Consider the following 13,695-nt stretch of genomic DNA (forward strand, 5'->3'; position numbering starts at 1 on the left):
AGATTTCTCTTTAATAAGATCTAAAAAATAGACGTTTTGTACTTAAGAATAGAAGTATTAAACTGATGTTCAAGTGAATTTTATCTATAAAAAAAGGCTGAGTATTTCAGCCTTTTTGAATTTTATAATTTAATGACTGAGTCGTCTTAGGGCTGACGAAGAAAACGCTGTACGTTGTTCTACTCCTCCCCAAGTCATAAAGTTAGGTTCTTCATTACTAAGACCTGTCACTAAATACTGTCCAGAATTTAAGTCATGCAACGTTTCAGCCACCATCCAAGGAGTATTTACGTCATAAAACATCACATTGTGAGCTTCAGACATACGCCATAATTCGTTACGACCGTCATAATGATCAATAACCGATGCACCCCAAGTATCTTCATCTATAAAGAAAGATCGCTTGGCATAAATATGACGCTCACCTTCAGCTAGGGTCGCTTCTACTTCCCAGACGCGATGTAATTCATAACGTAAATTATCAGGATTTAAATGACCCGGCTGTACCGCGTTTTCATAGGTAATGTCGGTGCTCATTAAATTATAAGAGTTGTACGGGATGTACATTTCTTTTTTACCCACTAATTTCCAGTTGTACCTGTCTGGTGCACCGTTATACATATCATAATTGTCTGTGGTTCTTAAACCATCGGCACCGGCTGCTGGTCCATCGTAAGACACATTAGGTGCACGGCGAACTCTGCGCTGTCCAGAGTTATATACCCAAGCTTTACGAGCTTCTGCTACTTGGTCAATGGTTTCATGAACTAATAACGCAGTCCCCGTTAAACGTGCAGGAGCTGTAATCACTTGGAGGTAATAAAAAAGAATATTGGCATCTTTCTCGGCATCTCTGCCACCTTCCAAAAATTCAGGCCAAACTAATTGGTCATTCATTTTTACTTCTACAAATGAGCCATCAGCTTGAACAGGTATAGTGGTAAATTCTCGTTTAGCAGTACCTCCACGAAAACGTGTAATATGATTCCATATCACCTCGTTAGCATTTTGTGGGATAGGAAAAGGGATAGTGGTGTCAAAGTCTTTTAAACCATTACCACCTTGCACTAGCACTGCAGTTTCTGCGTTTTTCTTGATCACACCATATAGATTTTCTGGATACGCAGCTGAGCGATGTGTCTGATAAATTGGCATCTTGTAATCAGGATATTTGTTAAACATGGCAATTTGACCAGGGCTTAAATTTGCTTGGTAAGTAGACAGGTTCGCATTCGTTATTTCAAATAAAACCTTATCTGAGGCGAAGGGGTTTGCAGGACGACCAGAATCTTCGCTTGGTTTTGTATTTTTACTGTTTTGTCCACCGGTCCAAGCAGGGATAGTGCCCGCGGCATTACCTGCCATTTCTGCTCCAATCGGTGTCAAGGATGTACCTAGTTTTGCAGCTTCTTCTGGTGATACTTTAGCAACAGCATTGTGAGCCGCTAGGCTCAAACACAACACACTTACAGAAGTAAATAATTTTTTCATTGTTTTTATCCTATTAATACGTAATGCCAATACTTACGGCAAGAAAGTCTTTATCTGACAAAATATTATAATCGCCACCACTGAAGCTTCTAAAGCTCAAAGAGGCTGAATAAGTTTGTTGATAAACGGCTTCGAGTGAGACACCAAATGATTTAGCGCCTTCATTAAATTGTTGACCTGGATCTGGAGAGTAACCAGACACATCATGCTGCCAATCGATTGTGGGTGAAAGAGACACACCGGCAAAAACATTATTATATTCAAGTGCGGCCCTAACACGATAACCCCAAGCAGTATCCGTTACGTAACCATCATCTTTACAGTCACCTGAAAGTGCACCTGCGGCAACTAAATTAGTACAGTTTATGCCATTACCTGCATCAAAATCTCCCAATCCAAATACTGAGTTACGACCATATTTTTGATCCGACGCTTCAATATCATCGGTCAAAATAACCCCTGCTTCGGCGATGACGGTTAAGCGTGAAGCACCTAATACTCGATCAAAAAACTGTAATGCAGTCACTTGAATTTGGGTCACATCAAATTCATCCCAACCACTGGAAAGCTCTCCTGGGTTGACAGCTTTAACGCGAGAAGAGTATCGAAGGAAGGGTTGTTCAGATAGCACCGCATTCAAAATTTCTGGACCACTTATCTGAATCGGCGTGTCAGGCTTGTAAGACACTTCACCGGATAAGGCAAACCCTGCAACATTAGTGGCAAAGCTAAGACCGTAATATTTCAAGTCTTCTGGAAATTCAATCTTGTAACCGGGATTAAGGGCATCAATAGTATCTCGCTCTACACCTGTGATTTGTAACAAGCTAGCCAAACCAAACTGTCCGATTTGTTCAGGCGTTAACACACCTGCTTCAGCACCCGCCGCTAGTGCAGGGAATGCCGCGTCTAAAACAACCGCATTAGCCCATGGTAAAAATACGGGTAATGCCTGATTAAATCCGCGCCAAGAACCACGAATAGCACTGATTAGCGGTAATCGTGAATGAATGTTCATGTAGTAAAAACCGAATTCAGTATCATTCAATTCAGGTGCAAAATAACGAAAAGCCACTCCATATTGACCACCATCATCTGGCTCATTATCGGCTTGACGTTTAGCCGCAAAGCCTGCTGCCAAACCAACCTGATCGGCCGGGCCAATTGATACATAGTTACAGCCATCTGCCGCAAAATCAGCGCCAGAGAAGTAAGTACCACAGCCATCAATTTGGGTTTTTTCCCATTCGTACTGGTAGAAGGCTTCAACACTTAAATTTGCAGTCAAACCTGCATTAACAAACAACATGCCAACGGGTAATAAACCTTCTTTAAGGCTAGCGCCTGGGCGACGTAATGCGTTTACATCGAATGGGTTCGATGAGTTAAGACCACCTTGGATAAAAGTACTTTCACCCCAGCTGACAACTTGACGACCTAAACGCACATCTAACGGAACATCACCTATATTAAATGCACCAAAAATATAGGCATCCATTAATTCGATACCAGAAAACTGGCCAAATTCAGTAAAGCCATCATCACTTAATGGCTCACCAGGGGTATAGCCATTACCAGAGTTACCATGGGGTCTGTCACCATCTGATAATTCGAAGTCATGCCAATATTTAACCCTAACAAATGCACCAAAGTCACCTTTGGTTAAGTTGAAATCATGAGAGCCTTTAATTATTGTTGAAAAGGCGTCGTGTTTTCCAAAGTTAAGATTGCCATCGTCTGTAGTAGCTGTAGCGCCCGTTCCTCCATTAGACGTACCGATATAAAAAGGGTCGGCATCCTGAAGACGCCAACTAGATCCAATAGAAAGTCGTGAATTGATTTGAAGACTAATGTCGTCGTCTTCGCCGAAGTAAAACTCAGCACCGACAGCAGCATGACTCAATAATGCCGTTGCTATCGCACCAGCAAGTAATTTTTTAGTGTGTTTGTGAGATGACATGATAGTTCCCATGTTTGTTATTGTTAACTCCAAAGGTCTGACCAGGATGATTTTAAACAAAAAACCTACATTAATACTACAAATAAAAATAATAAATATATAACACACTGTGCCAATCTCTTATCATATGATGCAATATGGTGATTATGATTTTGTAAAAGCGGTTTTTTTATAATATGACAGATTATTTTTCAGTGCTTAGTGGTTGGCTTATACCCATAAAACGAGCCATGGATGAATGGGAAATTGATTTTCATACAGCTTTAGCTGGATGCGGTATTAAAACATCTGATTTTAAAGATAAAGAATCTAGACTCTCTGCTGACAGAGTGGCTCAATTAATCGAATACTGCAATCGCGTAAAAAACCGTCATGATTTTGCTATAACGGTCGCTGAAAATTTTCATCCAGGTACTTTTCATGTTCTAGGATATGCAATGATGGCGTCTGACAGCTTATATGATGCGTTTAAACGTATTGTGCGCTATAAAAAAGTGGTCTCCAATACTTGCTCTATTAAGATAGAAGAAAGTCCTGAGGTATGTAAATTAGTACTGACGCCATTTTTGTATGAGTCAACTAACAGACCCGTTTTATCCCACAATTCTATTATCACTTTTATTGCCACGTTAGTTAAATTTGCACGAGAGACCTCGAGCCATAATTTTAAACCTCTGGAAGTCAATTTGAATTGGTCTAATACTGAAGAAAAGTTTCAGTTTCTGAATGACTTTTTTAATTGCCCAGTGAATTTTGACCAAAATGAGATTTCATTTAGTTGTAATACGGTTATTTTTAAAGCGCCTCTGCTTGGGGGGAACCCTATGGTCACTCAAGCACACGAAAAGATGTTAAATGAATTTCTATCAAGATTAGATAAGAATGACGTTGTTCAAACCGTTAAAAATAATATTTATGACATGTTGCCTTTAGGCACGCCTACACAAACCGATATTGCCAAACAGATTGGTATGAGTCTGCGAAATCTACAGAGAAAATTAAACGAACAAGATGCCTGTTATCGAGACTTATTAGAGGAAACAAGAAAAAAACTCGCATTGGAATACATTACACAAGTGCATTTGTCATTAAGTGAAGTGGGTTATCTGGTTGGCTTTGCAAATATTGGTAATTTTAACCGAGCTTTCAAACGTTGGACCAATTATGCTCCAGGGGAATACCGTAAAGATAAACATTTGGCATAAATTCAATTAATAGGTTGTCATCAATTAGTTATAATTTTTGTGTTTATTTTGATAACTATTCCATATCATTCCCCAAGTGTATATCACACTTGATAAAACTCATTCGGAAAGGCTAACTAATGACTGAAGACGCTATAAAAACCGATTTAACTGACATTCTAAAAACCCTCAAAAATTCTTTTAAAAAAACGCCTTTTCCAGATATAAAGCAAAGACAGCAAGATTTAAACACATTAAAAGCCTTACTTTTAGATAATCAGGATGCCTTAATACAGGCAATGGATCAGGATTTTGGCAACCGTTCTAGTGATGATTCTAAGATTGGCGATATCCTTACCACAGTCCAAGGGATTAATTACTCCCTTGATCATTTAAAAAAATGGATGAAACCCAGTAAACGACATTTAAGTTTATTACTGCAGCCTGCATCAGCCAGAGTTGAATATCAGCCTTTGGGCGTAGTAGGCATCATAGTCCCTTGGAATTACCCGGTGTTTCTAGGCTTAGGGCCACTCACTGCTGCGCTGGCGGCGGGTAATAAAGCCATGATTAAAATGTCCGAATACACCCCTCATACCGCTAGTCTTCTCAAACAGTTAATAGACAAATATTTTGAAGCTAACAAAATAAGTATTATCGAAGGCGATGCAAGTGTCGCAGCAGCATTTTCCTCACTGCCTCTTGATCACCTGTTTTTTACCGGCTCTACTAATGTTGGGAAATTGGTTATGCGCTCTGCAGCCGAGAATTTGGTTCCTGTCACCTTAGAGCTTGGCGGTAAATCGCCAGCTATTATTGCTGATGATATGGATATCAAAACGGCAGTTGAACGGTTTATTCTAGGTAAAACACTGAATGCAGGCCAAACCTGCGTAGCCCCTGATTACATTTTGTGCCCAAAAGGCAAAACCCAAGAGTTAGTCGATGCCATCGATGCAACATTTACGAGTATGTATCCTTCGGTAAAAGATAATAAAGATTACACCAGTGTGGTCAACTCAGCTCAACATGCACGTTTACAATCATTGCTGGACGATGCAGCAGCAAAGGGGGCCGTTATTAAGCCTTTGGGTGGTGATCTGGGCTGTACAAAAACTAGACAAATGCCGCTGACTTTATTACAGAGTGTGAACGATGAAATGTTGGTTATGCAGCAAGAAATTTTTGGTCCGCTGCTACCTATCCTTGAATACGACACCCTAGACCAAGCGATTGATTATATAAACGAAGGCGAACGGCCGCTTGCTTTGTATATATATAGTTTTGACAAAGCTTGCCAAAACAAAATATTGAAAAGTACCCATTCAGGTGGGGTCTGTATTAATGACGCGGCTTTTCATGTGGCGGCTGAAGACTTGCCTTTTGGAGGCGTTGGCTCCTCTGGTATGGGGAGTTATCACGGTTCAGAAGGATTCAAGACCTTTTCTCATGCAAAATCGATTTTGTCCCGCGGTCGGATCAGCTTTGGAAAATTATTATTTCCCCCTTTTGGAACGGCCATCCATAATCTTATCTACAAACTTTATATTCGTTAGTCACTAATCAAGAAGAAAAACTATGACACAGACAATAATCAATCTTAAGTTCAACAATATTGCTGACCTTATTGAAGATAGTTTATTAAAATATGCCGACAAACCAGCTTTCTCGTGTTTAGGCCAAACCTTGAGTTTCGCTCAAATTGACGCAAAATCTAAGGCTCTAGCTTGCTGGCTGCAACAGCAAGAAAACTTGTCACCGGGTGACCGAATAGTGATCCAATTACCTAATTTGAATCAATATCCGATTGCCGCTTACGCCGCGTTTCGTGCAGGATTAGTCATTGTTAACACCAACCCTTTGTATACCCCAAGAGAAATGCAGCATCAATTTAAAGATTCGGGTGCTAAAGCGATTATTTTATTGACCGATTAGTTCTCAAGCATGGGTGTACTGAAGGAGAAGAAATTTTTGTATGCCCCTTACCCCTCTATCATATCTATGCCTTCAGCGTAAATATGTTGGTATTTTCCACTAGTGGTAATCTCAATATACTGATCCCTAATCCACGGGATATAGATGCTTTTGTAGAGGCTATAAAACCCTTTAAATTTACTGGGTTTGCCGGTATTAACACCTTATTTGTTGGGTTATGTATGCATCCGAAATTTAAAGCATTAGATTTTTCTGCTTTAAAAATAACCATATCCGGTGGCACAGCTCTCACTTCATCTGCGGTTGATATATGGAAAGCAACCACCGGCTGTTCTATTTCAGAAGGTTATGGCCTATCTGAGACCTCGCCTGTTGTGTGTTTTAATCTACCTGGGCAGGAACGCCTTGGTACAGTAGGCAAACCAGTGTCAGATACTGAAATTCAACTATGGGATGAAAACGATCAAATTGTTGAAGAAGGCCAAATTGTGGTTAGGGGCCCACAAGTTATGGCTGGCTATTGGAATATGCCCGAAGAAACTGCGAAGGCAATAACCAAAGACGGTTTTTTCAAAACAGGGGATGTGGGCATACGTTTAGATGATGGCACCATTAAAATTGTCGACCGATTAAAAGACATGATAATTGTATCTGGTTTTAATGTTTATCCGAATGAAATTGAAGATGTACTGTCTCAGCACGATGCAATATTAGAAACCGCAGTTATCGGTGAACCAGATGAAAAAACGGGCGAGAAAGTCTGTGCTTATATTACAGTTAAATCTGAGGTGTCAGAAAGCGATATCTTAGCCCATTGCAAATTGCTGTTAACTGCTTATAAAGTTCCGAAAAAAATCGTATTTATGCAAGAGTTGCCTAAGTCATCAGTAGGTAAATTATTACGTAGAGAATTGCGTAAATAAACAATATATTGGATGCTATCTGGCTCATAAAAAAGCGAAGGTATTAACCTTCGCTTTTTTATGAGCCATTAACTTTACCTTATGCTTAGGTATTAGCTGCTAAGATCATATCAGCTGCTTTCTCACCAATCATGATAGTTGGGGCATTGGTATTGCCACTTATTAGGTTCGGCATAATAGAGGCATCGACTACCCTTAATCCTTGTAAACCATGAACCCTAAGTTGAGAGTCAACGACCGCCAAGTTATCTGATGCAGGCCCCATTTTACAGGTTCCAACTGGATGGTATTGCGTGTCTGCATGGTTACGTATGTCCTGCTCTAATTGCTGTGTATTACCTGTTTCGACAAAATAAAGCATGTTTTTTCGTATACCACTGAAAGTATCTGCTTCTAAAATACTCTGCATTTTTAGGGCGCCGGCCAAGATAGTTTGCATATCTTTTTCGTCACCCAGGAAGTTAGGATCTATTAAAAGGGTATCATCTGGATCGGTACTGTTTAATTTTACCTCTCCGCGACTTTCAGGGCGACAAACCGTAATGTGACAGCTATATCCATGACCCATATTTATTTTTCGAGCATGATCATCAACAATCCCAGGGACAAAAACAAACTGAGCGTCGGGGGCACTCAAGCCCTCTTTAGTATGGAAAAAAGCACCTGATTCAGCCAAGGTACTGGTGATTTTGCCAGTCCTACTTTTTTTCCATTGAAACATGGATTTAATTATCCTGAATCCACCAGTTAAAGAAATGCCGAAAGTATCCGCTTTACTGGATACTTTGTAAGTCTGGACATAATCGATATGATCTTGTAAATTTTGTCCAACCCCAGCTAAATCATGAATAGTGGTAATGCCCTTATCGGATAAATGTTGCGCCGCTCCTACGCCAGATAACATCAATACTTGGGGAGAGCCAAAGGTGCCCGCACTAAGAATAACCTCTTTAGTGGACTTGATTTCCACCGATTGATTATCTTTTTTATACCGCACTCCTACGGCTTTTTTATCTTCGAACAGAATTTTTTCTGTAACAGCGTGAGTGATAACCGTCAGGTTAGGTCTAGATAAATTAGGGGTTAGAAACGCTTTAGCTGCACTGCAACGTTCACCATTTTTAACCGTTCTTTGATAAAAAAATGCACCCTCTTGCTCAGCACCATTAAAATCCTCTACAAATGGGATGCCATTTTTTTCGCAGGCACTAATGAACATATCATTTAGATCGCTGGCATCAGATGGGTTAGACACACCTAAGGGGCCGTCGCTATTATGAAACTCATTAGAAAAAACTTCATTGCCTTCTGACTTTTTAAAATAAGGCAGTACATCTTGATATGCCCAACCCTCGTTACCTAAGGCGGCCCAGGTATCATAATCCCATTTATTTCCACGTACGTATAACATGGCATTAGTGGATGAGCTTCCCCCTAAGGTTTTCCCTCTTGGTTGATAACCCTGGCGTCCATTTAAGCCTTTTTGAGGAATAGTGTTAAAGGCCCAATTATTAATTTTAGTGGGCATCATGGCTGCCACACCTATTGGAGCATGAATTAACACACTATTATCTGGGCCACCTGCTTCGAGTAAACACACTGAATTATCAGGGTTCTGTGACAAGCGAGCAGCTAATACACAGCCGGCTGAACCCGCACCAACGATGATATAGTCAAATTCCATAAAAGGACCTTTTTACTTATGCGTAACATAACTTTAACAGTGAGGTGGGTATTGGGCATATCAATTAATGCCAATTTATTATCCACATCAACCTAATGTTTTTAGTTGTGAGCTTATATTCATGTAATGCTTTATCATCTATACACTTGCCTAAATCACTTTAAACTCCCGCTGAATCCGGCATTTTGAGGTGGCATGGGTATATACCCAAGTGTTGGCAAACAAAACTTATGATTATCAATTTTCATGTTGAGTGAGAAGTTGCCGGATCTGAGGGACGAATAACGTAAATTAGCAGTTAAGTTTTTGAGTGGAATTTTTAAACAAAATGAGAAGCACAGTTTTATATGTTCTGACAGTACTGATCTGGGGTTCTACATGGCTTGCCATCGAATATCAGCTAGGTGTTGTAGCACCTGAAGTATCCTTAGTTTATCGTTTCTCAATTGCTGCATTATTGATGTGGGCATATTGCTTAATTAAACAGTTACCCATGCAATTTAGTATTAAAAATCATTTTTTCTTTATGACTTTAGCCTGTTGTAATTTCGGCTTTAATTACTTAATTCTGTATTGGGCACAAAATTACCTCTCCTCAGCCATGACCTCCATAGCGTTCTCTACATTATTGATAATGAACATTATCAATACCCGAATATTTTTTGGCAGACCTATCGCTCCCCGTATGTTTATCGGTGCAATATTAGGCCTTGCAGGTATTGTTGGACTGTTTTGGCAAGACGTTAAAACCTTAGATTTTGCCAGTGAAGCAATCATTGGTTTAGGGCTGTCGTTAGCGGGCACCTTTGTGGCCTCGTTAGGTAATATGACCAGTGTGCGTAACTCAAGAAACAATATTGGCATTATGCAGGGCAATGCATGGGGCATGTTATACGGTAGCGTATTCCTGTTCATTTTTACTTTGATCAGCGGCTCTGAATTTAGCTTAGATACTAGGCTTCCCTATATTGCATCTCTGCTGTATTTAAGCATATTTGGTACTGTCATCGCTTTTGCTTGTTACTTTGTATTGTTAAAAGACATCGGCCCTGAAAAAGCCAGTTATTCTGTGGTGTTGTTCCCAGTGGTGGCTGTGACATTAAGTATGATGTTTGAAGGTTTTGTTTGGCAAACCAGCACTATGATTGGTTTTGTTTTGGTTTTAACTGGCAATATAGTCGTGTTAACACCAGTTCACAGACTTAGAAGGTTATTCGCATCTGATAAACCATTAAAACAGGGCTAGGACAACAGGAGTGTTTAAATATTACACGAATTATTTTTTTAGTTGGTAGTCATTCTTCGTTAATTGTTCAATCGGTATTGATTGAATAAGCTTTGAATCTAGTTAATAAAAAAACCAGTAGCTATTAACTACTGGTTTTTTAGGCAATTAATATTTTAAATGAAATTTAGAATATTAATTTAGCGCCTAAGTAGAAACGACGAGGTTCAACCCAATCTTTTGCTTGACCAAAGTCGAATGAACCACTACCAGCTATAAATGCCTCTTCTTTAATAGTTGCTTGATCATCTAAGACGTTAAAGATATCTAAGAAGAATTCTGCACTATAGTCGTCAGCAAAATCATAGTTGTATTTAATTCGCAAGTCTAAGGTGCCATATGCCGGAGTGCTTTCACTGGCTACATTACCGGGTGCAATCCAGGTACCGTCATAGCCACCAAAATCATAACTTGCTTCTTCACGTAAAGGTACATAACGACCGTAAACGTTAGTCGCTTTGTTATACAAAGTTCCTGAGTTCCAGTTATAAACAGCACCCATTTCAAAGCCATTATCGAAGAAATACGTACCAAATACTCTGGCAGAATGTTCAATATTACCAGGCTGATTATCGTACATGTTTGGAGCGCGGGGATCTAAGTAATAAAAATCACCTTGTAAGTCGGCGTTACTATCAGAGTTTGAGTTACCTTGGGCATCATTGTATGTATATGACGCACGCATGGTCCAGTTGTCTGAGCGTAATTTATTAAAGGATACTTCTATCCCCTGATAATCACGTTTACCACCTTCCAATGTGGCTAGGACATAGTTTGAACCGGGGTTTTCAGTGTAACCGAAGTACGACAGTGGTAATGCCAAACTTGTGCCATCTAACTGGCCACCTTCCGTATATACACCTAAATCATAATCTTCCAAGATATCTCTTGTTTTACGATTGGTATAAGTAACAGAAACATTGGTATCTTCAGTCAGATTTTTTGAATAGCCAATTAAATATTCATCGGTATAAGGTGTTTTAGTGGTAGGTGAGAAGAATGCATCTTGAGTCCCGACACCGCCACGCGTACGGAAGGTTTCCCATGCGCCATTTACGAAAACTTGCTCTTCACGAACAGAACCGGTTAGGTTGCCCGCAAATGAGGTCATGTTAGTACGGACAGGGTCATAATAACGACCTGCGAAAGCCCAAACTTTTGAATCGCCATCACCATCAATATCATAAACGGCACTTAAACGATGAGCAATATCCCAATCGAAGCTGAATATTTTAGCCCCTGTTGACGCATAGTGATCCCATTTTTCTGCGCGAAAACCAATATTAAGGGTAAGGTCATCAATAATTATTTTATCTTGAAGATAGACCGTCTGCCCTTTGGTTTCTAGCTTCGATTCGGCCTGCTGAGTTTGAATAATACGATAGGCGTTAACATCATTAGTAGGGTTACCAACAGTGCTATTAAATACAATTGATGCAACGTCAGCTTCATCTATACCAGCACCTTCAGCAATACGCGGAGTATCATCAGTTGAAAGGGCTATATCGCCGACCCATCCACTACCACCATCAGTATAGTCAGCAAAGGTAACACCTGCATCAGCGGATGCTATAGAGTTATATTGAGCTGAATCGCCGGTATAAACAGAGTTGGTTATATTTTCATTGGTTTCCGTTGAATAACCCGCTTCAATCGTATGATAACCAAAATCTGTATCCAGGTAATACTCTACGTTAATATAAGAACTTGATTTATTACGCTCCCGAAGTGTATCAGAGCCAAGACCGCCAAGATCGGTATCCGTTTGGGTTACTGATGCGGCGTTTGCTAGATAAGCGACATCATTACGAGTAGATTTATCTTTAGAAAGGTCCGATAGTTCAGATTCGTGGCTCATAAAACCAGCATTAAGAACCAAATCATCCCAAGTGTGTGAGTAATCGATTTTATAATTGTCACCACCTGAAGTTCGTGAACGGTCACGGTTTGTCAATACGTCGAAGTCTCGGCGACCAGAAATGTCTGCAGGATCATTAAAATAAGTAGCAACGAAACGATCATCTTCAGTTATTTGCCAGGTTAACTTACCAAAGCCCAATGTGCTCTCGTTTTCAACTGAGCGTGAAATTTCGCCTGTATCAGGATTAGCCACATCATCCTTACGATTCTTTACTTGGTAAGAAGCAAAAAACCATAATTTATCCTGAATAATTGGACCACCTAATGTGACGGCAGTATCGAAGGTTGAAAAACCAGCACTGGCTTTTTCAGCATTATCGTAGTCACCGACTAAGCTATCATTTTGCAAGTAATAATTGACAGAGCCGTGAAACTCATTACCACCTGACTTAGTGACAACTTTTGAGACCAAGCCTCCGCCGCCAGCGTATTTAGCAGGTAATGCACCGGTTATAACTTGCTGTTCCTGGATGATTTCTGAGTTGATGTTGCCACCAAAGGTACCTGAAGAATTATCGGTAACGTTTACCCCATCGATATAATAAACGTTGTCAGTTGATGCACCTGTTGTACCGCCACCGTCTGAGTAGTTAACACCAGATTTAGAAGAGGGATTCCCCCCAGAACTAGGTTTTACACCAGGGGTAAGTTGTAGATAACTTTGATAAGAACGACCAGTCGGAAGTGACTCAGTCATATCAAGTGTAATATCTAAACCGGTTGTAGCCGACGTTGTATCAATCGCAGCCATAGATCGACCAGAAACAGTTATTGTCTCCATATCAGAAGACATGTCGCCTATTTGATAAGTAAGGTTTAAGCTTTTTCCAGTAGTAACACGAACGTTTGTTGCTTCAAAAGATTGAAGGTTAGCGCCGTTAATACTCACGGTGTATTGGCTTGAGGCGTCTAAGCCCCTCAGTGTTACAAATCCGTCTGCATCGGTTATTGAGTTTTTACTCACTAAAGCATCTGGTGCTTTTACTAATACAGTGGCACCTGCGATTGGGCTACCATTTGCGTCAGTCACTTTTATTTTCAAACCACCAGTATCTAATGCGAACGCTGTTCCCGAGACACCAAGAGCTGCTGCAACTGCAAAAGCAGTTATACTATTCTTAAATTTTTTCATGTGTTCCCTAATGTGATTTTTTATTTATTTAGATTTGAGGATCAACTAATTTACACTAGTCTTACTGCTCATCGTAAAGCTTATAAGGGAGAAGTTAAAGGTTCAATTGTGCATATGGAGGGGTGAATGTCATGAATAGAGGGATGAATGTTACCTCAAACAAGATTTTTGGTGAGTCACC

At 40.1% G+C, this 13,695-nt stretch carries 7 protein-coding genes and 1 pseudogene; 4 read left to right on the top strand and 4 right to left on the bottom strand.

Going from position 1 to position 13,695, the window contains the following annotated elements; translation table 11 throughout:
* Positions 1-129 precede the first annotated feature (129 nt).
* Both CXF95_RS23155 and CXF95_RS23160 read right to left on the bottom strand, forming a co-directional pair.
* Positions 130-1,491, bottom strand: coding sequence for a DUF1329 domain-containing protein (locus CXF95_RS23155; protein WP_101200900.1), 1,362 nt, complete (start codon positions 1,489-1,491; stop codon positions 130-132).
* Between the two features lie 13 nt (positions 1,492-1,504).
* The gene (locus tag CXF95_RS23160) at positions 1,505-3,451 is read right to left on the bottom strand and encodes a DUF1302 domain-containing protein (protein ID WP_101201007.1); all 1,947 of its coding nucleotides are present in this window, start codon (positions 3,449-3,451) and stop codon (positions 1,505-1,507) included.
* A gap of 176 nt (positions 3,452-3,627) precedes the next feature.
* Between CXF95_RS23160 and CXF95_RS23165 the strand changes: the two genes are divergently transcribed.
* The 3 genes and pseudogenes from CXF95_RS23165 (at position 3,628) to CXF95_RS23175 (ending at position 7,493) form a co-directional block, all read left to right on the top strand.
* Entirely contained in the window at positions 3,628-4,656 is a 1,029-nt protein-coding gene (locus tag CXF95_RS23165; RefSeq protein ID WP_101200901.1) for an AraC family transcriptional regulator, read from the top strand.
* Positions 4,657-4,775: 119 nt separating this feature from the next.
* The gene (locus CXF95_RS23170) at positions 4,776-6,191 is read left to right on the top strand and encodes a coniferyl aldehyde dehydrogenase (protein WP_101200902.1); all 1,416 of its coding nucleotides are present in this window, start codon (positions 4,776-4,778) and stop codon (positions 6,189-6,191) included.
* 22 nt (positions 6,192-6,213) lie between these two features.
* A pseudogene (locus CXF95_RS23175) lies at positions 6,214-7,493 on the top strand (long-chain fatty acid--CoA ligase).
* Between the two features lie 85 nt (positions 7,494-7,578).
* On the opposite strand, the gene CXF95_RS23180 reads toward CXF95_RS23175, so the two are convergent.
* Positions 7,579-9,177 carry a GMC family oxidoreductase gene (locus tag CXF95_RS23180; RefSeq protein WP_101200903.1) on the bottom strand — a complete coding sequence of 533 codons (1,599 nt, stop codon included), beginning with the start codon at positions 9,175-9,177 and terminating at the stop codon, positions 7,579-7,581.
* 328 nt (positions 9,178-9,505) lie between these two features.
* Here CXF95_RS23180 and CXF95_RS23185 point away from each other — a divergent pair, with 328 nt between their 5' ends.
* Positions 9,506-10,423 (top strand): DMT family transporter, encoded by a 918-nt coding sequence (locus CXF95_RS23185; protein WP_101200904.1) that lies wholly within the window; start codon positions 9,506-9,508, stop codon positions 10,421-10,423.
* Positions 10,424-10,589: 166 nt separating this feature from the next.
* Here the strand turns inward: CXF95_RS23185 and CXF95_RS23190 are convergent, their stop codons facing one another.
* A complete protein-coding gene (locus CXF95_RS23190) occupies positions 10,590-13,514 on the bottom strand; it encodes a carboxypeptidase regulatory-like domain-containing protein (RefSeq protein WP_101200905.1) in 2,925 nt (974 codons plus the stop codon).
* Between the last annotated feature and the right edge of the window lie 181 nt (positions 13,515-13,695).

Source organism: Paraglaciecola sp. MB-3u-78 (assembly GCF_002835935.1).
In the GTDB taxonomy this organism is placed as follows: Bacteria; Pseudomonadota; Gammaproteobacteria; order Enterobacterales; family Alteromonadaceae; genus Paraglaciecola.

What these genes read in the sequence shown, in the direction of transcription:
- CXF95_RS23155 (WP_101200900.1), bottom strand. Translation starts at nt 1,491, where the DNA reads ATGAAAAAATTATTTACTTCTGTAAGTGTGTTGTGTTTGAGCCTAGCG.
- CXF95_RS23160 (WP_101201007.1), bottom strand. Translation starts at nt 3,451, where the DNA reads ATGTCATCTCACAAACACACTAAAAAATTACTTGCTGGTGCGATAGCA.
- CXF95_RS23165 (WP_101200901.1), top strand. Translation starts at nt 3,628, where the DNA reads ATGACAGATTATTTTTCAGTGCTTAGTGGTTGGCTTATACCCATAAAA.
- CXF95_RS23170 (WP_101200902.1), top strand. Translation starts at nt 4,776, where the DNA reads ATGACTGAAGACGCTATAAAAACCGATTTAACTGACATTCTAAAAACC.
- CXF95_RS23180 (WP_101200903.1), bottom strand. Translation starts at nt 9,177, where the DNA reads ATGGAATTTGACTATATCATCGTTGGTGCGGGTTCAGCCGGCTGTGTA.
- CXF95_RS23185 (WP_101200904.1), top strand. Translation starts at nt 9,506, where the DNA reads ATGAGAAGCACAGTTTTATATGTTCTGACAGTACTGATCTGGGGTTCT.
- CXF95_RS23190 (WP_101200905.1), bottom strand. Translation starts at nt 13,514, where the DNA reads ATGAAAAAATTTAAGAATAGTATAACTGCTTTTGCAGTTGCAGCAGCT.